The organism is Shewanella sp. SM69 (assembly GCF_025653985.1).
Classification (GTDB): Bacteria; Pseudomonadota; Gammaproteobacteria; order Enterobacterales; family Shewanellaceae; genus Shewanella; species Shewanella oncorhynchi.
The window spans coordinates 225,155-249,413 of record NZ_JAKKRV010000001.1 but is presented as its reverse complement, the minus strand read 5'-3'; the positions used below and the strand labels follow the sequence as shown (position 1 = coordinate 249,413).

Genomic DNA, 24,259 nt, shown 5'->3' with positions numbered 1-24,259 from the left:
TTAAAATGAAACTGACCGCAGAAATTAGCATGTATCCCTTTAATGAAAATTACCTCGATCCTATCAAGTGGTTTATTGGCCGCGTGGATAGCTATCCCAATATCGAGCGCGTGACTAATGCGATGGCAACTCAAGTGTGCGGCGATTATTTAGATGTGATGACTATGCTGGCGACCGAGATGCAAGCGGCCCATGAGAAGTGGGGCAAGGCGGTATTTGTGTGTAAGTTTATCGGTGGTGAGCTGAATTTAGCTCACAGCGAATAATGATTGACCGCCATGTAAGCGACAAATAGGCAATGAGAACAACACTATGACAGATTTATGGTTAACCTTGGTCGAGAGCGTTAATACGGCCTTTGGTGAAGTCCATGTGATGACCGTATGGGAAGCCCTCGCGGTATTGTTGGCGATGGCATATTTACTACTGGCGATGAAGGCGAGCGTCTGGTGCTGGGCGGCGGCCTTTGCCAGTACCGCTATTTACACTGTGTTGTTTTGGAAGGTGTCGCTACTGATGGAGTCTGTGCTTAACGTCTATTACATGGCGATGGCGCTCTATGGATATTGGCTCTGGACCCAAGGTGGTGATAAGCATCAAGGCGTAAAAGTGACCACTTGGCCATTGAAAACCCATTTAAAGTTGATCGCAGCGACGGGTGTGATTTCGCTTTTGGTTGGTCACGGTATGGCGACGTATACCCAAGCCGCATTCCCGTATCTAGATGCGGCGACAACCTGTTTCGCCGTGATGACGACTTATTTAGTGGCAAAAAAGGTACTTGAGAATTGGCTTTATTGGGTGGTTATCGACATAGTGTCGATTTACCTTTATCTCAGCAAAGGCTTGATGCTGACATCCTTGTTATTCGTGCTTTATGTGGGTCTGGCGGTCGTGGGGTATTTCCTGTGGCGAACCGCGTTAGCCGATGCCCGTGAAGCTAATACCTTGAAGTTACTCAGTTAATGCTCGATATAAACGCCTCGATGCAACGCTCAGCAGGCGAGCCATTCAAAGCACTTTACCCCATACTCAAAAGTGCTGGGCTAGTTAACGTGTTAAGTATTCATGAGCTTGCGGGCGGCTTAAGTAATCACAACTATAAAATCACTACGCCCACAGGCAGTTATGTGCTGCGGGTGAATGCGGATGCGGCGGACAGTTTTTGCAACCGCCAGCAGGAGCGTTTTTACTGGCAGCAATTGGCTCAAGCTAAACTTGCTCCTGAACTGTTGTGGGTGAGTGAAGATGAGCGTTATTACCTCAGTGATTTTATTGAAAGTGATTATATTGAAAGTGACGATATTGAAAACGAGGTCTTAATCCACTGGCCAGCGTTAGAGCGCCAAACGAGTGCTGCTGATTTTGTGCTGGGGCAATCGACGTTTAACTATTCACAGTTTCCGGCAGCAGAACAAGAAACGCACCCTAACCAAGCCCATTGTTTGCTATTGGCGTTATTGCTGCAATTACGCGATCTGCCTACAGGGCCTTATGCTATTAGTATCACTGAGCAGTGGCAGGAATATCACCAGCAAATGCTTGCCTATCAGGCTTCTGCAACATTTAGTGAGCCAGTATTAAGGCGAGCTGTGCTATTGAAGCAGGGTAGTGATATTGGTTATAGCAATACTCACGATTGGAATGAGCGGGTGGCTAAGCTGCTTGCAATTCAAATCGAAATCAAACATTGGTGTGATGAGTTAGCAGCCTGCATAATCAAGCCGCAGTTTTGCCATCGCGATCTTAATCCCCATAATTTGTTACTCAAAAGTAACCGCTTGTGTTGTATCGATTTTGAATATGCGACGGCGTCGCATCCACTGTGTGAGTTAGCTGTAGTGTTAGCGACCCATGCGTTAACGCCCTATCAGCAAAGTGTGTTGGTGAAACAGTATCTGAGTGGACATCCTTATGTTACTGCACAAGCAGTAACTGCAGTGCCTGCCGCTATTGACATGTATTGGGTATTTGCTTGTTACTGGGCATTATTGATGGCAGCGCAAACAGAACCCAGTCGTAGCGCCGACTACCTTGCTTGGTTTGATTGCTTCTGGCCGCTGATCACCCCCAAATAGTCATTATTGCGTGTGCTTAGTTTCCATCTGATGATAATGGTTCATTCCCTTATGGCATTGACCGCGCGATTGGTGGGACATGTGGGTAGAACATACTGAAAACCTTTATTAGACAAACTTGTTTGATATAAAAAGCAACTTTATATAGTCTCAAGCGTCTTATTAGCAACAATTCTAGGATGGATTATTCAGTATGAAAAAAGGCGTGATGCTACTTGTGTGTCTCTTAGGCTTAAGCGCCTGCTCTACTAAATTCAGTTACCATTTCCTCGACTGGGCCATCGGCTGGGAGCAAGAGGATTATGTTACCTTAGATAAATCTCAGCAAAAGGCATTCGATGCCCTCATTGAAAAATTTGTCATTTGGCACCAATCCAAAGAGTTAGCTCATTATGTGGTGCAATTGACCGAAGTCGAAGGCCTCATAAAAACCAATACGTTAACGCCAGTGCTATGGGCAGATCATGTGAATATTGCTAAGCGGCATTGGTTTCGATTGTTTGAGTTCGCCTTGCCCGAGCTTCTACCTATCATAATGTCTTTGTCCGATGAACAGGTGAAGCAGATTCTCACAAAATTACGGGAGGAAGAGCAGGAGCTCGTTAAAGAATTTGCGGGTAAAACCCCTGAACAGTTACAAAAAGATGCCGATGAAAACCTTCAAACCCAATTTGATGATTGGCTTGGAAGTGTAACTGCGGAGCAAAAAGTGCTTATTCACCAATATAATCAACAGCGTTTATCCACCTTAGATATGTGGCTTGAGTACAGGCACGAATGGTTACGCCAGTTTGAGGTTGCACTGGGTCAGCGCGCTGATAAAGCATTATTAACCGAGCGTTTGACCTTGCTGATGACGCAGCCCGATGAGCTTAAGTCAGAGCAACATAAAGTGTTTTTACGTAAAAATACTGAGGCATTTGGGACTTTGCTGTTGGCGATGAATGCGAGCTTATCGGAGCAGCAGTCTAAGCATTTTTATAAAAAGTTAGGTGGACTCATTCAAGATCTCAAGGAACTGAATCAGGAAGCGATTGAAAAAGAAGCCTAGGCCATGAAAGATTTATTGCCTTGCTAGGGTCTATTCCTGCAAGCCAATAAATCAGCCTACTAACTACTAATAGAGACCTTATGCCACTCGTATCCCTTTATCAGAAACTGCTCAATATGAGCCGCTATTTCGAAGGCTTAGCGCCATTAGCCCTTAGGATTTACCTTGCACCTGTGTTAATGCAGGCAGGCTATAACAAGCTCGCTCACTTTGAAGATACGGTTGCTTGGTTTGCCAATCCCGATTGGGGCTTAGGTCTGCCAATGCCGGCGTTAATGGCAGGACTGGCGGCGGGAACTGAGTTCTTTGGCGCTATCTTGTTACTGCTTGGGCTCGCGACGCGACTGATTTCAATCCCTTTAATGGTCACTATGTTGGTCGCCGCATTGACTGTGCATTGGCCAAATGGTTGGTTAGCGATTGCCGATGGTACTTCTTGGCTTGCGAATGACAGAGTGCTTGAGGCAGGGGATAAACTGATAAAAGCCAAAGAGTTATTGCAGGAGCACGGTAACTATGACTGGCTGACCAGTTCAGGTAATTTTGCTGTGCTTAATAATGGTATTGAGTTTGCGATCACCTATTTTATTATGTTGTTGGCGCTTTTTACCTTAGGCGGTGGTCGTTACACTAGCCTAGATTATTTCATCGCTAAGCGCTGTGGGATTAAGTAAGTCTTTCTCAAGCGGGCTCAATTGTTAACTGCATCGGATTTTCAAGCGCATTTAATTTTTAAGCACACTCGATGGTAAGTGCACTTAACAAGTTAAATCCCACTCAAGCGGTGGGATTTTTTTATGCCTCTTTGTCAGCAATTTGCTATGCTTGAGCGCAATTTATATCGAACTAGGATAAGAACTTGGACGCTATTGAACTTTTACTCACTCGCCAATCAACCCCACGATTAACTGCTCCTGCTCCAGATGCGAGTCAATTAAAAATCATCTTAGATGCAGCCATTCGTGTGCCAGATCATGGCGCCTTAGCGCCATGGGAATTTATTATTGCCGCAGGACAAGGGTTAGATACCTTGGCAGATATCTTTGTTGAGGCAGCGAAAGCGAGCGGTGCCGACGAGGATTTTGTCAATAAAGCTAAGGGCATGCCAATGCGCGCGCCTATGGTGATTACTGTCGTGGCGAAAACGCAGCAACATTCCAAGGTCCCCGTACTTGAACAGCTTATTGCAGCGGGTTGCGCGACCATGGCGATGCAGCAGGCTGCCTTCGCCTTAGGTTTAGGTGCAGTGTGGCGTACAGGGGATTTTGCCTTTGATGCGAATGTAAATGTTGCTTTAGGTCTTGAGCCACACGATCAAATCGTCGGCTTTTTGTATGTGGGTACGCCAGCCGTTACTGCTCCCAAGAAACCGCAAAAGGACGGCAGTCAGTACGTCCGTTATTTATAAATCCGCCTCTATTTTTAGTGGAGAAATTCTATGCAAGTTGCGCGTACTCCTAGACTCATCCTGCGGCAGTTAACCCCAGCCGACGCTTCTTTTATGTTAGTCTTGCTCAACAGCCAAGGCTTTATAGAGAATATCGGGGATAGAGGAGTACGCACACTTGTGCAGGCTAAGGATTATATCGTCAATGGACCGATGAAAAGTTATGCCGAGTGCGGCTTTGGTTTTTATGCTGTAGTGCTCGCCGAGAATGGATTCACCATTGGCATCTGCGGTTTAATTAAACGGCCGACACTGGACAATGTCGATATAGGTTATGCTTTTTTGCCGCAATATTGGGGCAAGGGCTATGCATTCGAAGCGGCTAAAGCCGCTTTTGACTTAGGTAAAAGTTTAGGTATTGAGCGTATTGTCGCGATTGTTAGCAGCCATAATAGTGCTTCAAAAGCTTTGCTGAACAAACTTGGATTACACTTTGAGCGTTGTTTGCAGCTTAGTGATCATGATGCGCCTGTTGAACTGTTTGGCCAACCTTAACGTATTGTTTATATAGGTTTTTATTTTATTGTAATTCCGTCTTCTTTATTCTAGAATTTCGCAAATTTTATCGTTGAGATATGGTAATCATATCTCTTATCGACGCCCCTCGAAAATCAGGCTCACTTAATCCCTCCTTGAGCCCTTGAGTACAGCAAAAGCGTAGCCCTTTTTTGGATGTAGCATAATGGTTTCGCAATTAAGTGAAGCAATGCTGGACGTGATCGCTGATGCCTTGGTAGACAAAGGCTATATCTTTTTATCTGACTTAGTTCCTTCCTGTATTAGCCAAGTACTATTGGAAAAAATTCAATCAACTGAAATATATGAATTAAAAGCTGCCTCTATTGGTCGAGGTTCTGAACAGCACTTAAATCCAGACATTCGTCGTGACAGAATACAGTGGCTAGAAGAGCAAAATGAGCCCGATGCCCAGTATCTTGAGTTGATGACACAACTCAAAAATGGCTTGAATCGTCGCTTGTTTATGGGCTTATTCGATTATGAAAGCCATTATGCGGTATATCAGCCTGGGGCCTTTTATAAAAAACATGTTGATGCACTTAAGGGCAGCCAAAATCGTATTTTAACCACAGTGTTTTTCTTAAATCCTGATTGGAAAGCGGCAGATTGTGGTGAGTTGATTATCTATGATGAAGCCGATATTGAGATTGAACGCATCGCGCCTAAAATGGGCCATTTTGTGATTTTCCTCAGTGAGCGTTTTCCCCATGAAGTGACCAAAACCTTGGCCCAGCGTAATAGCATTGCGGGCTGGTTTAGGGTCAGTAACAGTGTTCATGGCTTTTAACTTCGCCTTATAACAAACGCCTAAATGCTGCCTACAGGTTTAGGTGTTTTTGCTCTCGATTGCCGCTTTTGTCATCGTCATCACCAATCACCAATCACCAATCACCAATCACTTATCGCGACTGCGCAATGTCATTGGCTATTTCTCGGATATTGATTGGCCATCACGGCGTGTTCTTCCGCAGCAGTATTTATTCCAACCTGTTTTAACTGCCTTCTACTCATTTTTTCAATTTTTTTTACATTCTTAAGCTTTAGGTAATCTAAGCCGCCGACAATGGAATGAATTTGTCCAATCATGCTGAAAATAGGGTATTTTTTTATTCTCGTTTAATGTTAGGCTAGATAAAAACGTGCGCTACAACACACTTTTCTATCATCTAACGGAGGCGATACTGTGGGCTGTGAAGATAACTTAGGTTGTTTAAGTGGTGAGCATATTGTACTTGAGCCCTTATCTTTGTCCCATGTGGCGGCATTGAGTCTCGCCGTTACAGATGGTCAACTTTGGCGTTTATGGTTTACCAGTGTCCCTGAGCCAACTGAGATGAAGCTCTATGTGGCTAAAGCACTCGAAGAAAAAGCGCGGGGCCTGAGTTTTCCCTTTGCGGTGCGGGATAGAGTGTCAGGGGAAATCGTCGGATGCACGCGAATTTGCAACTGGGAGTCTGATAATCGTCGTCTTGAGATTGGATACACTTGGTATGCTAAACGTGCCCAGCGCACTGGGATTAATACTGAAGCTAAACTGCTGTTATTGACCTTTGCTTTTGAAACCTTAGACGCCATTGCCGTTGAGTTCCGTACTCACTGGCATAATCAAGCTTCGAGACAAGCCATTGCAAGACTGGGCGCTAAGCAAGATGGTGTATTGCGAAATCATAAGATTCTTAAGGACGGCACTATCCGCGATACCGTGGTGTATTCCATTATTGATACCGAGTGGCCAACGGTGAAAAACAGTCTGCAATTTCGATTGCGACAACGACCGCCAACACTCTAATGATAAATAGGAAAGGCCCATGGCAAGCATTATAACTCGAGTAGATGTGACTCATGTCCATGAGGTTGCAGTGTTATTCAATGAGTACCGACAGTTTTATGGGCGTAGGGATGATCTCGCGGCTGCGGAGCAGTTTATTTATTCAAGAGTGTCAGATGGCTCATCAGTGATATTTATAGCTAAAGATAATCAAGGGCTTGGATTAGGTTTTATTCAAATGTATCCCAGTTTTTCATCGTTACGTTTGGCCCCTATGTTGATCCTCAATGATGTGTATGTGACTCAACATGCCCGATGTGTCGGTATTGGGCGGGCATTAGTGCTACAAGCCGCCAGTTATGCCAAAGCGCATAATATGAGTTATTTGATGTTAGAAACACAGCAAAAAAACCAGCGCGCGCAGGGCTTGTATGAAGGTTTAGGCTTTGTGCGTAACCAAGATTTTTATATCTACGAACTTGAGCTCCACCGAGGGCTTGAGTAGGTTTATTTATGGCGATTAAAAGGAAAAGTAACATGTTAACTCAGGTAAAAACGTTAGTATTAGGTGGTTTAGTCTTAAGTGCCAGTACTGCAGTTTGGGCTGATGAAGCAGAAAAAGCGTTTAGTAAAGAAGCCATTGAATGTGCCGCTTACTATCAAATTAGCTCAGAAGCCATTGGCGCGATGAATGCACCGCAAATGCAGGCCGTGGGTGAGCGTTTAAAAAGTTCTAAAATTGAGTCTGAGAATTTAGCTAAGAAATACAGCTCTGAAGCAGAGGTCACTCAAGCGGTTGCCGATGCTAAAGCCCGTCAAATCGAAAGCTTAGGGGGGTCAAGCAACTTAGGTGCGTTAATGGGTAAATATAAAGAAGAATGTAAAAACCTGTTAGCCGATCCACAAAAGCGTTTAAATTATTGGACTATGGCGACGATGTAATCGTAGGTTTTAGTCAGGGTAATCGTTTACGGATTGTGAAGAGAAGGAGCCTGATGGCTCCTTTTTTGCGTTAAAGTACAAGCACTAAGGAGCTGATGGGGGCATTCATATTGAGTCGGTTTCCCCATAGATTTTAGCCCCGTTTGGTTTAGGGGCTTAGAACCAAGTTGCTTATTTTCGCTCGGCTGAAACTCAACCGCAGTTTTTAGGGTCTTAGTTACATGGTCAAGTATTTAAGCCTTGGGTTTAAATTCTCCTCAGTTTTAAATTCTTAGTTCAGTTTACGATATTCAAAGATAATCAAATATGAGTACTAAATAGGAGCACTATGGTATTAACAATAATGGCAGCGACTGTCTTGAGTGCTGGAGTCTGTGGGTACCATTTAATCTATGGTAAGCGGGTTTTATTGGCGCCACTCTTGAAGGCAAATGTGTCACAGCAAAGCAAGCAAATGCTACTGTGCTTATTTCACTGCCAATCGGTATTTTTTGTGGTTTCAACGGCTGCACTTTTAGCCTGTGCACTAAAGGTAATCCCTGGGATGTATGCCTTTAGCCTGTTGTTATTCCTCGGGATGAACTATGGGATCTTTGCGATTTGGCAGTTTTACATTGCCACTCTGAGTCCACCGAATAGTGGCCAGATGATCATAGTGCAAGCGCTGATTTTCTTGCTCATTGGTATTTTGGCTATGCTAGGGCCACTTTTGTCTGCCGCGTAAATTGCTCATGAGAACTTGATAAATCATCGCGATTGAAGCATCAGAGTTTGAAAAACAAACAGCGAATTATGGGGTTAATTGAATACCGTATTGGGCGGCGAGTTCAGCGAGTTTACCATTATTGATGAGCAGTTCAATCCAGTGTGAGAGCCTTTTGCTATCGAGCTGTGAACTGGGGTTAAGTAAAATGCCATTAGCGTATTTTTGATCCCATTTATCTGATATTAAAAGTAATTTTCTATCTTCTGGATGAACCTTTAAATAATACTGCAGGTAAGAGTTAGTCACGGGTGCTATGTCGGCGCGTTCACGTAGAATGCTTTCGATAGAGGCGTTATTGTGACTGACGAACAAGGGACGAAATTGCTTTGCCAGCGTATTCGCATCGGTTTCAAAGTGGGCAAACTGGTAGTGATATCCTTTGATGAACGCAATTGACTTGTTGGTTAAGTTTTTGAAATAGCTTTGGTTATGAGCTTTAGTTTTAAGTGCAATAAAGACTTCACCATCTATCATATGTAGCGGAATAAACTGAGTCGCTATTTTTTGCCATCCCCAAGCGGGATTCTCAAAGAGCATCATGTCGAAGCGACCTAAGGAATAGGCTTTATATCTGTGCTCAATACTGGTGACGGCAAATTTAAAGACCACTTCTTGTTGTACTTGATTTAGTGCATTAATGATATCGAGTGTGAGACCTGTGTAACGCCCGTCTTGTTGTTGATGGACATAGGGAGCAAATTGATAACCACCGACATGAATTGTCGGAATTGACTCGGGAATCGCTGGCGACTGAACTTTATCTTGGGCGATAGCCGCAGTAAATGCGCTAATGCTTAAGGCTAAACAAAAGAGTAGACGACACAACTGGCTCAATATCATAGTCACCCCTTGTTATTTTTAGCATGAATGATTTTTTACAAGTATACACAATTTAATTTGTTCAATGCTGTCGATAAAGTGCGAATTTTAAATCTGTCATAGTAAGCTAGCGCAAACAGGATGAGGGAGATTTCACATTGAGCAAGATAAAATCTCAAGTGTGTGGTTGGGTTGAACAGGGACATATCACGCAAGAGCAGGCGAATAAGCTTTATCGACAGGTGACAGTCTTGCCGGATGGGTCGAGTTGGCGTCGCTTAATCGCTCATTTATTACTCTGGTTCGGTGCGTTAAGTTTTGCCTGTGGGGTGATTTTTTTCTTTGCTTATAATTGGCAATCTTTGGGGCGATTTGCCAAATTTGGACTGATTGAAGTGGCGATAATACTCGCTATCAGCGCATTTACTTGGCTCTATTATCGTGCCAACATTTATTCCCCTGTTAGTTCTTATCGTAAAGACAGCACTTTTGGTGCGACGACCGCCAATGGCGTGCTACTGGCCGCAAGTGTGGTAGTCGGTGGCTTATTAGCGTTAGTTGGGCAAACCTATCAAACGGGCGCCGATCCTTGGCAGTTATTCGCGCTATGGGCATTCGTTATCTTACCCTTTGCTTGGGTGGCGGGATTTGATGGTTTGTGGCTGTTGCTGGTGGGACTGCTAAACCTTAGCATAGGGATATTTCTGGATTCCTTTTCCCATTTCTGGGGATTATTTTGGGGCGCTCAAGGACAATTGCTGATCTTTATCTGTTTGAATTTAGTTATCTATTATGCTTTTGTACTTTTAGACCACAAAGTCGCGGGGCGCTGGCATGCGCCAATCCTTGAATATGCCTGTTCATTGTTTGCTATGGGTTGTTTTACTTGGTTAATCACTTGGCTTATTTTCGACGATTTCCTTGAACGCGATAGCTTCAGCACTGGGATCTTCTGTGGTTATTTTGCCCATCTGATATTCGGATTCGTTATTTTTCGTTATAGATTACCACGCATATATCCCTTGGCCTTGGGCGGTTTTAGCCTGATTGCCGTAGGCGCCGCGTTACTGATAAAGCTGATGTTTGAGGATAATAACCCCATAGGTGGATTTTTGTTTATTGGGCTTTATATCATTTTGGCAAGCACAGGTTTGAGTATTTGGTTGAGGGAGCTAAGCCGGAAACTTAAACCACAGTTTGTAGGAATCGCCACCCAAGGGAGCGTGGGCGTGGGAGATGTTCATGAGCAACAATAATGGTTTACAGGATAGCGAAATGATCACTCGACCCTGCACTGATAGTGTTACGTCAATCGACGCTTCGAGTGAGTTAAGTCTAATCAAACTCTGGCAAGCTTTGTATGCCGAAGGCAATGTTAGTGCCGCTCAAATGCCAGAAGACCATGATATCCCTTGGTATATTGCCACTATGCAGGCGTTTGCTGCTTGGATAGCGGCGTTGTTTTTATTGAGCTTCATGATGGCAGTGTTTGGTGCCATTTTTGAGCATGTTGAAGAAGATGTCATTTTATTTATTGGCTTAACCTATTTGGCCTTGGGGATTGGGCTGTATTTTTTACCGCGGCAACAGATTTTTATTGAACAATTTGCTTTTGCCGCCTGTTTGAGTGGTTTGATCAGTGTGGCATGGGGATTATTTGATTTAATTAACAATGATTTTAGCCTCACATGGTATCTCTGTATGGCGGGTATTACATTATTACTGTGGGGCTTGATTGCCCACGGGCTAGCCCAGTTTGTATTCGCTTTTTGCTTAAGTTGGTGCGTGATTGGCCTGATGGCAAAATTTGAACTGCTCAATTTTAGCCCAAGCCTTTTTGCCGTAGTCATTAGTCTAGTGTTATTAAATATCAATCAGTTCGGGCGTCATTATCGCAGGGCTCGGATGCTCATCTATGGTTTCGCACTCGCGTTGCTTTCGTTGCAGTTGATGCACGCTTTTAGTATGGACAGTATTTTTGAAGCCTTATTTAGCCCTTGGCAGCAAAGCCTGTGGCTGACACTGACTAATCTGTTGATTATTTTCGCTATTTGCGGATTTTTATTGGTGACAATCTTGCGCGAGCGCCAGCAATCACTAAGCTCACCAGCGGCGCTGGGGGGTGTTATCGGTTTAGTCATCGTTAGCGGTTTATCCTTACCTATGCAGGGTTTATCAACGGCTATTCTATTGATCTTGCTTGGTCATTATTGCAACGAGTCTTGGTTGAAAGGTATGGGAATGGTGTCGGCGCTGTTATTTGTCAGCGGGTATTATTATTCCCTAGAGACGACTCTGTTACTTAAATCTGGTTATTTGATGGGCTTAGGCGCCTTGCTGTTGGTGGCAAGGTTAGTGATGTGGCGGTTATTTCCTGCCAATGAAAATGCCAAGGAGACTGTGTGATGGGCAATGTGATGGGAAAACTGTCGGCTTCACATAAATGGGCGCTTGGACTCGTATTATTCACAACAGTGACGATTCTCGCTGGCGTGAATTGGCGCATTTTCAAATTCGAACAACTGCTTAATCACGGCCAAGTGGTGCGTTTTGCATTAGCACCGGTCGATCCGCGCTCATTAATGCAGGGTGATTACATGGCGCTTGAATATGCCATTGCGCGCGATGTGCGTAGCGCCTTAGCGCCGCAACAAATGCAGGGGCAGTTATTGCTGGCTGTCGATGGGCAAAAAGTGGCGCGTTTTGTCGACTTTTATACCGACCAAGCACTCGGTAAAGATCAACTACGAGTGCAGTTTCGTGTTCGTGGTAATCAAATTAAGCTCGCATCGAACAGCTTTTTCTTTGAAGAAGGACAAGCCGATCATTTTAGTGCAGCAAAATACGGTGAGTTTAGAGTGAATTTGCAAGGTGAGTTACTGCTCGTCAGTTTACTCGATGAAAAGCTTCAGCCCTTATAACCCTGTGTCAGGATTGTCATCCATTTGTTCTGCTTACTTGATGAACCTCGATTTATCTCTGGCCGCACTGTGTAGTGCGGCCAGCATCTCCCGTACTGCTTTCTTCCTAGTTCTGATCGCTAAATCGCACGAATAATATCCACCTTAAGTTGCAACTTTGATGCAACCAATTTGTAACCTTGACCGCCTATAGTATTGTCAGTCTTCGAGGTGACATCACCTTGAAGCATCTAAGCGCATCAATTAAATACCAAATATTAAAACAATACATTTAGGGGTCTCAATGTTTAACACTAAAACTGTGCTGGCGTTAGCCATCAGCAGCGTTTGTGGGCTTGCCCATGGCGCGGATAATTTGATCATTTCTGAATACGTCGAAGGCAGCAGCAATAATAAAGCTATCGAACTGTATAACCCAACCGCGGGCGCTATTGATTTAAGCCAATATCAATTGCGCTTCTATTTTAATGGCAGCACAAACGTCGGCACGACCATTGCGCTCACTGGCTCATTAGCGGCGGGGGCGACTTATGTGGTTGCCGATAATGACTCTTCTGCCGATATCCTTGCGGTCACAAATCAACAGAGTAGCGCCAGCTTCTTTAACGGCGACGATGCGATTGAACTGACCTATCAAAATCAAGTCATTGATAGTTTAGGTCAAGTCGGTGTCGATCCCGGTGCCGAGTGGGGCAGTGGTGATCTCTCCACTCAAGATAATACCCTGCGCCGTAATCCTGATCTGCTGATTGCCGATCCTATCAGTACTGATGCAGTAAGCTTTAGCACTTGGCTAGGTTTTGCTAAGGATGATGTTTCTGATCTTGGTAAGTTCAGTGCGGGTACGCCAACCGATCCCGTCGACCCTCCACCAAGCTCTTTAGTGTGCGGCGAAGAGGCCACAGCAATTCATGCGCTTCAAGGCGCGGGCGCTGCCAGCCCTCTCAATGGTCAAATTTTGGTGGTTGAGGCGGTTGTCGTCAGTAATCAAGAAGCCGGTCTTAAGGGCATTTTCGTGCAAATGGCTGATAACGAAGCCGATAGCGATCCCCAAACCTCGGAAGGGGTGTTTGTGTATACCGGCACTGCGCCCACAGCTTATGTGGCAGGCGATCGTATTCGTTTAAAAGCCAAAGTCACTGAATATCAAGGCTTAACTGAACTAACGACTTTATCTGATCACAAGTTGTGTGCCACAGGATAAACGTTACCAACGGCCGCGCTAGTGACCTTACCTGTTAACAGCAGTGATGATTTTGAGCCCTTTGAGGGCATGCGGGTTCGTTTCAGCCAAGATTTAGTGGTGAATGAAGTCTATAACCTAGGCCGTTATGGCGAGATTTCATTAGGCAGTCAGCGCCACTTTATTGGTACGCAGGTGGCTGCGCCGGGCGCGGATGCGCTGGCGGTGAGCGCAGCCAACCAACGTGACAGTATTTTATTGGATGACGGTTTAACGGCGCAGAATCCTGATCCTGTGCAATTCCCCGCTCCTGGTTTGAGCGCATCAAACACTGTGCGTGTAGGCGATAAAGCCACATCGCTCACAGGTGTAATGCACTATGGCTTTAATCTGTATCGCATTATGCCAATCGAAACGGTGAACTTTGTGGCGGAAAACCCACGCCCAGTTGCGCCCACATTGGTTGATGGTGGTAATCTAAAAGTCGCTAGCTTTAACGTGCTTAACTACTTCAATGGTGATGGCCAAGGTGCAGGTTTCCCAACCGCGCGTGGTGCCAATACCTTAAGCGAGTTTGAGCGTCAAAAGGCGAAGATTGTCAGCGCCATGGTGGGCATTAGTGCCGATGTATTTGGTTTGATGGAAATTGAAAACGATGGCTTTGGCGCTAATTCAGCCATTGCCGATTTAGTCGCAGGTTTGAATGCCGCTGTGGGTGAAGCACGTTACGCTTATATCGTGCCAACAGGCATGAATGCGATTGGCACCGATGCCATCACAGTCGGCTTGATTTATCGCAGTGATAAAGTCACGCCGCAGGGCGCTGCACGTATTTTATCCAGTGCAAATTCGCCATTAGATAGCGATCAACAGCCCCTGTTTGACGATAGCAAAAACCGTCCAATGCTGACGCAAGCCTTTAGCGTGAACGGCAGTGAAGAAGGCGTAGTTGTTGCGGTTAATCACCTTAAATCTAAGGGCAGTGAATGTGCGGGCGAACCTGATCTTAACGACGGTCAAGGCAACTGTAATATCACTCGTACCCGTGCGGCGACGGCTGCAGGTCAATGGATTAGCGAGCAATATCCAGATCAAGGCGTATTGCTGATTGGTGATTTGAACGCCTATGCGAAGGAAGATCCATTAACTGCTTTAGGTAATGCAGGCTTTAGTGAGCTGTTTGCCAAACTTGAAAAGCCAAATCCTTATTCCTATGTGTTCTCGGCTGAATCGGGTCAGTTGGACCATGCTTTAGCGAACGCAGCCCTGCTGGATAAAGTGGTGGATGTGACGCAGTGGCATATCAATACCGACGAACCACGTGTATTGGATTACAACGAAGAGTTTAAGACGCCTGCTCAAATCCAAGACTTATTCGCAAGTGATGCTTACCGCTCATCGGATCACGATCCTGTGGTGATTTCACTCTTACTTGAAGCGGAAAAAGTCGCGCCAGTGGCCAGTTTCACTCAAGTGGTGAATGGCGCTGCAGTGCAACTGACATCCACTTCAACCGACAGCGACGGACAAATCGTGTCAGCTGAGTGGAGCTTTGGTGATAACACTGCCGCAGTGGGTGAGGTTGTGACCCACAGTTACAACCAAAGCGGCGAGTATCTGGTTACGCTAACTGTGACTGATAATGATGGCCTAACCCATAGCACGTCGCAAATGGTGACAGTGGTTGCTGACAACGTGAAACAACCACCCGTTGCGCAAATTCAGCGTATTAATTTATGGTTAGTCGATATGTTTATCTCGACTAGCTATGATACCGATGGTGTGATCAAGCAACATAAGTGGACGTTCGACAATGGCACCCGTGCTAACGGTCAAGTGGTATTGCGCCTTGCCCGCCGTGGACAACACACTGTTGAACTGACCGTTAAAGATAACGACAAGTTAACGGATACCACAACGCTGACTTACCGTTAAGCCAGTCCTTTTATTCCGCTGATATTTAAAGTGACGCCAAGCCCGCAGCCGCGGGCTTTTCTTTTTGCCCAAAAGCAAAATAAAGTTGTTGTCAGTTGTGACGCATCAATTGTCATTGTTTCCCCAGTGACTCGTCACCTCTTTATTTAACAAGAAGCCTCCCTGAGGGCTCTAATAAAATATCCCTGTTTTAGAAGGTTACAGGTGCAACAATGACAATCCTCATTAACCCTTCAGCTGTTCGTTTAGCTAAAAAGATATTTGCCCCAAAGCAAGATAATTTTGTCGTCAGTTTGCAGCATGAATTGTCATTGTTTCCCCTGTGACTCGCAATAAACTCGTCCCTGAGGGCTCGACGACGGCATCCATGCCGCCAACGGTCACAGTTGCAACAATGCCAATCTTAACTAACACTTCTGCTGTTCGTTTAGCTAAAAAGATATTGCCCCAAAGTGTGTTTCGTAGTTTGAATAAAAATGGATAATAAAAAGAATAAAAATTGCAATAAAAATGGACACCCAGCCTAAATAGCGCAGTTGTTAACCTCCGACTATGCTTGGGTTAAGCATTAAACAAGGAGGTTTGTATGCCGCGCCCACGTAGAACTCAGATAAGTGTTGAAGACACACCCTATTACCATTGTTGTAGCCGCGTTGTGCGGCGTGCGTTTTTGTGTGGCGATGATACCTATTCTGGAAAAAATTATGACCATCGCCGCGCTTGGGTAGAATCGCTACTGTTTGAACTCGAAGCGGTTTTTGCTATTGATGTGGCGGCTTTTGCTGTGATGTCCAATCATCTGCATGTGGTGCTGCGGGTCGATATCGACAGCGCCAATCGTTGGACTGACCACGAAGTACTTGAGCAGTGGCATAAGCTGTTTAAAGGCGATGAATTAACGCAAAAATTCGCCAAAGGTGAGTTAGTTGAAGCGCATGAGGTTCACAGATTAAAGCATTCAATTGCCATTTATCGCAGCCGTTTATGTGATATCAGTTGGTTTATGCGCTGCCTCAACGAACCCATCGCAAGACAAGCGAATCAAGAAGATAACTGTACAGGTCGTTTCTGGGAAGGTCGCTTTAAATCGCAAGCTCTACTCGATGAAGCCGCAGTTTTAACTTGTATGGCCTATGTTGATTTGAATCCTATTAGAGCGCAACTGGCTGATACACCAGAACAATCCGACCATACCAGTATCCAGTTGCGTATTCGTGCCGCATTAAAAGGTGAGCAGCCTAAAAATCTGCTGCCTTTTATCGGTAATGAGCGCGACAACCAGCCCAATGGCATTGCGTTTTTATTATCGGATTACCTTGAATTGGTCGATGATACAGGCCGAATTATTCGAAGCGACAAACGTGGGGCAATCAGTGTAAATAGCGCTAAGTTACTGGCAAGATTAAATATCCCACATGACAATTGGCTCAAGCTCACTACTGAGTTTGGCAAGCTATTTCATGGTCCGGTGGGTACGCTGCAAGCACTCACTGATTACTGTGAACATCTAGAAAAGCGACGACGGCACTTTGCCGCAAGCTGTCAGCACTTTCACAGCAACTAACTGTAATCCTGCTTAACTAAACCAATCTCTGCCCATGTGTTTTATTGGGTGGGTTAGCATGTCTTAAATCCACTATTTTTTAATGAGTAAGCTCATTTTTATGCCTCAGCTTTAGTCCTTCAATTTTTGATGACTCTTATTTAAGCAATTTTAGCTCGTACAAGTTGTAGACAAACCAAAAGTGCATTATGTTGTTGATCTAAAATGGGTGGCCAGATTTTGCTCTTTTTATGATGGATTCTTGTATATGAAAAGCGATAGAAAGCTGTTAGCTTTTAGTTAATACATATAATTAAGAGTGCGCGTTTTTACTGGTCTAATGAGGTAAGTACGTATGCGAACAATGCAAGTATTAGGTTTTTAAATCACAATCAAAATCACAAAAAGGACTTTGTTTATGCGTTTTTTAATTTCATTACTCTTTGTTTTTACCGTTGCTATATCTGAGGCTTCTGCATTAGATAAAGTGACTATTGGAGAAAATTTCATTATACATTCTGAAATTATTGGCGAAGATAGACCTATTTCAGTGTATATACCAAAGGGAGTAAATACAGGTGATTCTCTATATGTTATCTATTTACTTGATAGTGAACACCATTTTCATACCGTCACGGGCATAGTGCAGTCTCTAGTCGACTATGAACAAATACCCAAAACAATGGTTGTTGGTATTCAAACAACAAATCGTCCTCGTGACTATCTCCCTAAGATAAACGGTGAGCCACAAACCAAATTTCAAACATTTGTAAAATCTAAATGGCCTGATTCAGGGCAAGATAAATTTTTAAAATTTCTAAATGATGAGCTCTTTCCATATATTGATAAAAATTATACTACCTATCCTCACAGAACAATTATTGGTCATTCAAATGGTGGGACATTAGCACTTTCAGCTTTATTTGAGCGCCCAGAACTGTTCAATAATTACTTAGCTATAAGCGCCAATGGATGGTGGAGTTATGATGAAATAATTCAAAATTCAAAAAAACTAATAGAAAGCAACCGTCCTAAACAAAAACTTTTTATTTCGGTTGCTGGTGAAGGTAGTCAATTCTATACGGGTACATTAGAGCTATTAACCAACATGGAAAGGAACAAACCCGTTAATCTAGACTGGAAATTTGAACACTATCCAGAGCGTACTCACATGAGTGGCATATTACCTGCGATAACGAGTGGGCTAGAGTATTTGTATGCTGATGTTAATTTTAAAATCACCCCTGAGTTGGCTAAATATGCGAACATATCAGTCGTTAAAAGTTACTATTCAGATTTATCTAAGCAGTTTGGCTTCACTGTTTCAGCCCCTGTTGATATTTATGTAGAATTTGCAGAGCAACAGCAAATGAACCTGCGAGAAGAAGAAGCGCTTAAGACATTAGAGCAATTTGTACGTGATTACCCAGAACATTCATATGCGCATATGAAACTTGCTCAAGGTTATGCTAAGGTGAAAAAATTTAATCAATCCTATGAAGGTTTTGTCCAAGCACTTAATTTAGCAAAACAACAAAAGAAAGAAACGAACATTATCGATGCGCTTCAAGATATGGTTAATCAAGCTCAAACAAAACTTTAGTAATAAAAATCCATATAAGGTATTAAAAGTCCTCGGAGATCAAAATTGCTTAAAGAGTATGTACATAGATTTAGGAATGCCCTAGTAAAGGCCGCAGAGCTTGAATCCTACCGTTTATACAAGCTAGGCCGATGGAATGAGCTTAATTCTTTTCCTTTTGGGTCATGTGACATCGCTAGTAATTTCCTTGCCATGTACCTGAAAGAAAAAGGTATAGAATCTAAAATCATATGGTGTGGAAATGCACTCGAGCAGTACAGCTCAGTAAAAAGTCATGTGTGGCTTGAAGTCGATGATACATTTATAGATATAACAATTTCGCAGTTTCCGGAGTACGACAATAATCGGATACATATCTGCAAGAAAAACTCCCCAACTATGCTGATGGAGATTTATAAGCATTGCAAAGAACTTGGCCACCACAATTACCAAGAACGGGAAATACAATTAAACTCCGCATCTGAAAGTGGGCAGCCTTTATATGAAGAAATTAAGAAGCTAGCAGATGGAGGGTAAAACTTTTAATAAGGCCAGCCAGAGGGCCGAAAAAACTGCCGCTTCGCTCTGTTTTTTCGGCCTCTGCTGGCGGCGTTATATTTTCTTTGCAAAGGCGTGTTTATTACCATGGTAAAAAAGTTACTGTTTAGCTCTCTATTTTTTGTTACCTGTGTGAATGCAAAACAACACGATTTTTCCGTCATGTTAGCTTGCCATACATCATCGGATAAGCCGGGACTTGCAATCAGTATCGAGCAATCTGGAAAGCATATTTTCAAAGGCGCACTTGGGGTTGCAGATATAAGCACTCGTGACCCCTTAAAAGTTGATAGTATTTTTCAGATCGGCTCAATCTCAAAGCAGTTTACGGCCGCTGCGATACTTCAACTCGTTGAGAATAATAATTTATCCTTAAAAAATACTCTGGATGATTTTATTACAGATCTTCCAGTTGAGTACGCAAAGCTAACGATTGAAAGTGTTCTAAGTCATACTTCTGGGCTGCCAAATTACAACTCGGATGTAGGGATCAGGCAGCGATGGGACAAATACGCCACCATTGATGAAGTGATCAATGTAGTGAGTAAAATGCCAGTGCTGACAAAGCCTGGTGTTGATTATGCGTATTCAAATACCGGATATATTTTGTTAGGAAAGGTGATTGAAGCCGCTTCTGGTCTGACATATAGCGAGTATTTGCAGCGGAATATTTTTTCTCCTTTAGGCATGAAGAATTCGTTTGTTGTGACTAAAGGGGTAAGTTCAAAGCAAATTGTGAGAGGTTATACCGCAAATAGCGATGAACCTAATGCGTATTTTACTCCCGAAATCGTTGACCGTAGTTGGATTTATGCGGCGGGTGCAATTGCATCGACTCTTGACGACATGAGCTTGTGGCATCGTGGTTTAAGTTCTGGGAAGGTAATTTCGGCTGCAAATTATCAGCTGATGGTAACTAGAGCAAAACTAAACAACGGGGAATCAGTCAATTATGGGTTTGGCACTGATGTATACCCGATAAGCGGTCAACCGTCGTACAGTCATCAAGGGCAAGTGCCTGGTTTTGTGGCATGGTCAGTCTATTTTCCCTCGCATGATTTACTTGGCACAGTATTCGGCAACAATGACGCTGTTCACCCAGGCCCAGCTTTGTTAAATATGATTGCAAGGCAACTTAACCTTTCACCAGCGCCAATTGCTCATCAAAATATCACAGAACAAGCTAAGACTCTGATTGGTAAATACAAAGGTACAGACGATACGATGATGACTGTTACATTTGATGATGGGCAACTCAGTGCGAAAACCAGCAATGGCGTCATTCGAAAATTAGTGCTTCGGGAAAATAACTCATTTTCATTTGCATGCACCGAGGATTATTATCAACTTCGAGAGCAGGATGATAAGCGTTTGCTTGTTCCTGTCAGTATTTACATGGGTGAGCGAGCACCTTTAGTTCGAATGGAAATACAATAATCACCATTAAAAATGACTCGTAACAAGTTGCTCGCGTTTGTGGCGGGCGAGCATCCAAAGGAAGGACTTGAACAACATTCTTGTTTAACTGCCAGTTCGCCCTCCATGGCTCTCGTTCATAAACTTAGAATCCCTAGGTTTCTATTCACCCTGTCGACGAGCAAATACGATGGTAAGCCAATATGAGTAGGTCAAACCAATAAGCGCTCCACGGTTTAAAATGGATGGCCTAATTTATTGCCCATCATTTTATCTGCCATTTTAATTAGTTTTTATTGGCAAAATATATCTATTAAAGCTATATCATTTAGTTTTCACTTAGTCGCTTGAGACACTAAAAAATGAATTCTGAAGTTTTGAAGTATGTAAATGAGCATCAGCTTTCGTCTGTAATGAATAAAACAAAGTGGTGCGAGCTTGAAAAGGCATTAAATGGATCTGAAGACTTTATTCCCTATGTGCGATACAAATTGATTTATGATGAAAATCCAAATGCAGGTTTTACTGCTGTGTGGTGGCATGAGTTACTTAAAATAGCAGAAACCATTGAGTGGTTAGAAGTTGATCCATTCAAAAGAGAATGGCTAGGCCGATTAGTGGCGGATCGAGTGACGGACTTTTCTGATGTTGTAAGCACACAATTAGCCCAATATTCAATTCCTTATTCGATAGAAAATGGCATGTTTCGGATTTGGGGTTATCTGAGGAGGGATGAATCTCCAGAATTTATCTAACTGAAGAGTTATATCTCTGTAAGTCACTTATTTTCAAGCTAAAACCACTCAAAACTGAGACCTCAATACTGATTATTGAGATTGGGCATAGAGACAAAAGACAGTAAAAAAGTGCTTTATTTTTCAATAAAGCACTCATTTTAAAGCGACTCAAGCACTCGTTAATCTACTGAACACACTACTGATTAAAGGACCGATCAAAGTACTATGTAGAGTGGCCAGCCGAGGAGGCCGACGAGACCTTCTTTATGTTCGAATCTTTCTAAGCGTTCGGGTGAAGCGTCGCTGAGTAAGAGTTCGCGGTAGCTTTTCGCAAAGTGCAGGGTACGCAGTAGGGCGGGGGCAAAGTTTTTACCGAGATCTTTACTGATGGTTTCAGCGAGTTCTGCGGGTAATTCTGCTAACGCTTTCTGGGTTTCCAATTCGATATGCTCACGGGTAAACCATTCCTCTTTTAAGGTGATTTTGCCGATACGCTTTTTCAAATCCTGTCTGACTTTGGCGCCATCAAACAACAATCGATACAGTACCGCTTCGGCTAATACACTCTCTAGATTGAGAAAATCTAGCGGATCATAGCTCGATTGCGCGTAAAACTGTGCCAATAGGGCCGCAATCGACTGTTGGCGTTGGTGTTCAAGCAGAGCATCTTGATAGGCTTCATAGCCTAACCATTCTTCCGCATCTGGCGGGCTAGACACTTGTTCAAGCAAGAACTTGTCGACATCGCCGTACAGTGACTTGCCGTTGACGAGTTTGTGCTTGCTGACAGTGCTGAGCATGCTCCAGCCTTTTTGAAAGCATTTGACTACGCCATCGGCGGTGATCAACAGGCGTATCGCCTGCTGCGGGTTTTGGTTTGACAATTCCATCAAACCAAGACTCACCACACCAATGACATCGTGCGCCGCTTGTTCGAGCAGGTGCATTTTATACTTGTTGTAAAACTTATCGGCCAGTTTGAGGCTCATCAAAATGGCTTTGGATTTGATTTGTGACAGCTGTTCACCGCTCAGCGTTTCGTCTGCTTGGCCTTGGATCAATACCTTGCTCAGGTAGGGTCCTTGATCTACATCACGCAGTACCAGTTGCATCAAATAATTCCTTAATCCAAAAAGCTAAACATATCATCGACTTCAGCGTATTCATCCGTCACTTGGTTTTTCTCTTTGGCTTGAATAACCAGCTCGTTGACAAACTTGCTGATGATCATTTCCCAACCTGAGCTTTCGTTTCGCAGCAGACTCTTAATGGCTTTTTCAACATCGGGCGCGAGCTCGTGGATCAAGGCCATTAGGCTGCGTGGGTCGTCTATGCTGAGGCTGTGTGCATCTTCACTGGCGACGCGGCTATCGTAACCTATGGTTTCAGTGTCTTCTTCGTCATCGTAGAGATCTGTATAGCCGTCTTCATCTTCATGCTTTTCGCCTAACATCATTTCGATGAAAGGAATCGACAGGTAGAAGAGGCCCGCAGGATCTTCGGCGATACATTCTAAAATCGCAGTTTGCTTTTCTTCGCTATCTTGGATGCGAATTAAATAGGTCAAAAAATCAAAGGTATGCTGAATAAGTTCTTCGGCATTGTTTTTGATTTTTTCTTCCCAGTACAAAGGTTGCTGACAGACGATGTCGCGAATTTGTTCTGGGGTCATGAGTTCAGACATGATCGAAGGACAAGAGATATCATGATGACTGTTGATTTGGGTCAGCGTGACGATATCCATGTGTTCGATAACTTCGACTAATTGCTCGTCGCTCATGGTATTTGCAATGATTTCAAAGCGTTTGCTCGCTTGTTTTGGCTCTACGTCCGCCAACTCTTTAATTTCGGCGACGGTAATCTCAATGAGACTAGTGTTCATTAGCGGTCCTCATCATCGTAGTGATCGTAGTAGCCATCTTCCTCTTCGCCTTCATCATCGTCGTCGTTATCTGAGGTGCCAACATAATCGTTGTCATCATCATCTTCATCGTCGTGATGTTTTGCTGCTGGCGTTGCTTTACCTTGAGTTTCGAGTAAATACAGTACGGCGCAGCTTTCAATCAGTAAGGTTTCCGAGTAACCACGCACGGCTAACACTAAAGGTAAATCAGCATTGTTAAAGCCAATCGTGACTTTAAACTCATCCCACTCGGGTTGAGTAGCCGTGTTTATCCAATGTGCCCACTTGAGTTTGGCTTCGGCGGGAAATTTAATTCGACCGTAAAGCGCGACAGGCAGGTACTCAGGCACAGTATCGAGCATCTTAGGATCGGCTTCTAACACCTTTTTGATTTGGCTAGTAAATTGCTCTAGCGCTTTAGGTGTATCGGGATCGTCGTAGGACTCGATATTGTCGTAGGCATTATTTTTAAGCTCATTAATGCGTGAGATATTCAGTTTTTTGACCATTTGACACTACTCTAGAAAACGCTCAAGGATAAAATTGATCCCACAGCTCGCGCATGGCGCTCGCGGGATCGGTCACTATGACGTTATTGAAATCTTTGATAAACGCGTTACGTCGCTTAGGATCGGACAACACATCATAAGCATTTTTAACGCGTTCAAGTTGTACGGCGGCTTGCTGCTTTTCCTCTTCCGAGGTGCCTAACAACTTGTCGGGATGATATTTGTTTGACAGCCGTCGATAGGCTTTTTTAATGTCGTCTTCTTTGGCACTGGGTTTTATACCAAGCACACTAAAGTGGTTAATCATACTTGTACCTGCAGGCGATGGGGCTGATATCGCGAGATAAAAAGGGTTTGACTCTGATTATCTTTAAATTCGTGGAATTATGATTAGTCAGCCGTGGATGATAGCAGAAATCCCCACTCAGCGGCAAACGCGCGAGCAGGAATTTGTGCTTTAGTGAAGGGTTAAAAATCCTTTAAACTTTAATCTGTCGTGGCGCATGGATTAAGTCAACCGCTATGCTGTTGAAATTCCGTTGCCAAGCCAGATTGACAGCTAACTTAACCTTGTTTTTAGGC

Annotated in this window: 26 protein-coding genes and 1 pseudogene; 21 read left to right on the top strand and 6 right to left on the bottom strand. The window is 43.8% G+C overall.

Annotated elements, in window-relative coordinates:
* The first annotated feature begins 5 nt into the window (after window positions 1-5).
* The 12 genes from L5M37_RS01195 (at window position 6) to L5M37_RS01140 (ending at window position 8,529) form a co-directional block, all read left to right on the top strand.
* Window positions 6-266 (top strand): hypothetical protein, encoded by a 261-nt coding sequence (locus tag L5M37_RS01195; protein ID WP_028760297.1) that lies wholly within the window; start codon window positions 6-8, stop codon window positions 264-266.
* A gap of 46 nt (window positions 267-312) precedes the next feature.
* Window positions 313-966, top strand: coding sequence for a nicotinamide riboside transporter PnuC (gene pnuC / locus L5M37_RS01190; RefSeq protein ID WP_028760296.1), 654 nt, complete (start codon window positions 313-315; stop codon window positions 964-966).
* Entirely contained in the window at window positions 966-2,078 is a 1,113-nt protein-coding gene (locus L5M37_RS01185; RefSeq protein ID WP_263199094.1) for a phosphotransferase, read from the top strand. The genes pnuC and L5M37_RS01185 overlap by 1 nt, the downstream gene beginning before the upstream one ends.
* A gap of 193 nt (window positions 2,079-2,271) precedes the next feature.
* Window positions 2,272-3,129: a DUF6279 family lipoprotein gene (locus tag L5M37_RS01180; RefSeq protein WP_113938746.1), complete on the top strand. Its 858-nt coding sequence runs from the start codon at window positions 2,272-2,274 to the stop codon at window positions 3,127-3,129.
* Between the two features lie 80 nt (window positions 3,130-3,209).
* The gene (locus L5M37_RS01175; protein ID WP_113938745.1) at window positions 3,210-3,803 is read left to right on the top strand and encodes a DoxX family protein; all 594 of its coding nucleotides are present in this window, start codon (window positions 3,210-3,212) and stop codon (window positions 3,801-3,803) included.
* Window positions 3,804-3,988: 185 nt separating this feature from the next.
* The gene (locus tag L5M37_RS01170; RefSeq protein ID WP_113938744.1) at window positions 3,989-4,537 is read left to right on the top strand and encodes an NAD(P)H nitroreductase; all 549 of its coding nucleotides are present in this window, start codon (window positions 3,989-3,991) and stop codon (window positions 4,535-4,537) included.
* A gap of 30 nt (window positions 4,538-4,567) precedes the next feature.
* Window positions 4,568-5,071 carry a GNAT family N-acetyltransferase gene (locus tag L5M37_RS01165; protein WP_263199091.1) on the top strand — a complete coding sequence of 168 codons (504 nt, stop codon included), beginning with the start codon at window positions 4,568-4,570 and terminating at the stop codon, window positions 5,069-5,071.
* A 187-nt stretch (window positions 5,072-5,258) separates the two neighbouring features.
* Window positions 5,259-5,882: a 2OG-Fe(II) oxygenase gene (locus tag L5M37_RS01160; protein ID WP_028760290.1), complete on the top strand. Its 624-nt coding sequence runs from the start codon at window positions 5,259-5,261 to the stop codon at window positions 5,880-5,882.
* Window positions 5,883-6,278: 396 nt separating this feature from the next.
* Window positions 6,279-6,884: a GNAT family N-acetyltransferase gene (locus L5M37_RS01155; RefSeq protein ID WP_131525840.1), complete on the top strand. Its 606-nt coding sequence runs from the start codon at window positions 6,279-6,281 to the stop codon at window positions 6,882-6,884.
* A 19-nt stretch (window positions 6,885-6,903) separates the two neighbouring features.
* On the top strand, window positions 6,904-7,368 hold the full coding sequence (locus L5M37_RS01150) for a GNAT family N-acetyltransferase (protein ID WP_173245345.1): 465 nt from the start codon (window positions 6,904-6,906) through the stop codon (window positions 7,366-7,368).
* A gap of 32 nt (window positions 7,369-7,400) precedes the next feature.
* Window positions 7,401-7,805: a hypothetical protein gene (locus L5M37_RS01145; RefSeq protein ID WP_105252762.1), complete on the top strand. Its 405-nt coding sequence runs from the start codon at window positions 7,401-7,403 to the stop codon at window positions 7,803-7,805.
* Window positions 7,806-8,133: 328 nt separating this feature from the next.
* Window positions 8,134-8,529, top strand: a complete 396-nt coding sequence (locus tag L5M37_RS01140) for a hypothetical protein (protein WP_105252761.1) — start codon at window positions 8,134-8,136, stop codon at window positions 8,527-8,529.
* Window positions 8,530-8,595: 66 nt separating this feature from the next.
* Here the strand turns inward: L5M37_RS01140 and L5M37_RS01135 are convergent, their stop codons facing one another.
* Window positions 8,596-9,411 (bottom strand): substrate-binding periplasmic protein, encoded by an 816-nt coding sequence (locus L5M37_RS01135; RefSeq protein ID WP_168823968.1) that lies wholly within the window; start codon window positions 9,409-9,411, stop codon window positions 8,596-8,598.
* Between the two features lie 137 nt (window positions 9,412-9,548).
* Here L5M37_RS01135 and L5M37_RS01130 point away from each other — a divergent pair, with 137 nt between their 5' ends.
* The 4 genes and pseudogenes from L5M37_RS01130 to L5M37_RS01115 all read left to right on the top strand — a co-directional run bounded on the left by L5M37_RS01130 (window position 9,549) and on the right by L5M37_RS01115 (window position 15,429).
* Complete coding sequence (locus L5M37_RS01130; protein WP_263199090.1) at window positions 9,549-10,646, top strand: DUF2157 domain-containing protein; 1,098 nt, start codon at window positions 9,549-9,551, stop codon at window positions 10,644-10,646.
* Window positions 10,633-11,796: a DUF4401 domain-containing protein gene (locus tag L5M37_RS01125; RefSeq protein WP_263199089.1), complete on the top strand. Its 1,164-nt coding sequence runs from the start codon at window positions 10,633-10,635 to the stop codon at window positions 11,794-11,796. Before L5M37_RS01130 ends, L5M37_RS01125 begins: the two co-directional genes overlap by 14 nt.
* A complete protein-coding gene (locus tag L5M37_RS01120) occupies window positions 11,796-12,311 on the top strand; it encodes a GDYXXLXY domain-containing protein (protein WP_113938736.1) in 516 nt (171 codons plus the stop codon). Before L5M37_RS01125 ends, L5M37_RS01120 begins: the two co-directional genes overlap by 1 nt.
* A gap of 283 nt (window positions 12,312-12,594) precedes the next feature.
* Window positions 12,595-15,429, top strand: a pseudogene (locus tag L5M37_RS01115) (ExeM/NucH family extracellular endonuclease).
* A gap of 288 nt (window positions 15,430-15,717) precedes the next feature.
* Here the strand turns inward: L5M37_RS01115 and L5M37_RS01110 are convergent.
* Window positions 15,718-15,843 carry a hypothetical protein gene (locus tag L5M37_RS01110; RefSeq protein WP_263199088.1) on the bottom strand — a complete coding sequence of 42 codons (126 nt, stop codon included), beginning with the start codon at window positions 15,841-15,843 and terminating at the stop codon, window positions 15,718-15,720.
* 172 nt (window positions 15,844-16,015) lie between these two features.
* Here L5M37_RS01110 and L5M37_RS01105 point away from each other — a divergent pair, with 172 nt between their 5' ends.
* The 5 genes from L5M37_RS01105 (at window position 16,016) to L5M37_RS01085 (ending at window position 21,283) form a co-directional block, all read left to right on the top strand.
* Entirely contained in the window at window positions 16,016-16,993 is a 978-nt protein-coding gene (locus tag L5M37_RS01105; protein WP_263199087.1) for a transposase, read from the top strand.
* A 397-nt stretch (window positions 16,994-17,390) separates the two neighbouring features.
* Window positions 17,391-18,575: an alpha/beta hydrolase-fold protein gene (locus L5M37_RS01100; RefSeq protein ID WP_263199086.1), complete on the top strand. Its 1,185-nt coding sequence runs from the start codon at window positions 17,391-17,393 to the stop codon at window positions 18,573-18,575.
* 45 nt (window positions 18,576-18,620) lie between these two features.
* Window positions 18,621-19,091 (top strand): hypothetical protein, encoded by a 471-nt coding sequence (locus tag L5M37_RS01095; RefSeq protein ID WP_107947159.1) that lies wholly within the window; start codon window positions 18,621-18,623, stop codon window positions 19,089-19,091.
* Between the two features lie 108 nt (window positions 19,092-19,199).
* Window positions 19,200-20,549 (top strand): serine hydrolase domain-containing protein, encoded by a 1,350-nt coding sequence (locus L5M37_RS01090; RefSeq protein WP_263199084.1) that lies wholly within the window; start codon window positions 19,200-19,202, stop codon window positions 20,547-20,549.
* A gap of 341 nt (window positions 20,550-20,890) precedes the next feature.
* A complete protein-coding gene (locus L5M37_RS01085; protein ID WP_263199082.1) occupies window positions 20,891-21,283 on the top strand; it encodes a DUF6678 family protein in 393 nt (130 codons plus the stop codon).
* A 197-nt stretch (window positions 21,284-21,480) separates the two neighbouring features.
* On the opposite strand, the gene atcC is transcribed toward L5M37_RS01085, so the two are convergent.
* Genes atcC through L5M37_RS01065 form a run of 4 tightly spaced genes read right to left on the bottom strand, consistent with a single transcriptional unit; the run spans window position 21,481 to window position 23,984 of the window.
* Window positions 21,481-22,377 carry a cold adaptation protein AtcC gene (gene atcC / locus L5M37_RS01080; protein ID WP_106650299.1) on the bottom strand — a complete coding sequence of 299 codons (897 nt, stop codon included), beginning with the start codon at window positions 22,375-22,377 and terminating at the stop codon, window positions 21,481-21,483.
* 11 nt (window positions 22,378-22,388) lie between these two features.
* The gene (atcB, locus tag L5M37_RS01075) at window positions 22,389-23,147 is read right to left on the bottom strand and encodes a cold adaptation protein AtcB (protein WP_006086363.1); all 759 of its coding nucleotides are present in this window, start codon (window positions 23,145-23,147) and stop codon (window positions 22,389-22,391) included.
* Window positions 23,147-23,677 carry a cold adaptation protein AtcA gene (atcA, locus tag L5M37_RS01070; RefSeq protein ID WP_263199081.1) on the bottom strand — a complete coding sequence of 177 codons (531 nt, stop codon included), beginning with the start codon at window positions 23,675-23,677 and terminating at the stop codon, window positions 23,147-23,149. Before atcA ends, atcB begins: the two co-directional genes overlap by 1 nt.
* Window positions 23,678-23,699: 22 nt before the next feature.
* A complete protein-coding gene (locus L5M37_RS01065; protein WP_263199079.1) occupies window positions 23,700-23,984 on the bottom strand; it encodes a J domain-containing protein in 285 nt (94 codons plus the stop codon).
* Window positions 23,985-24,259: the final 275 nt, after the last annotated feature.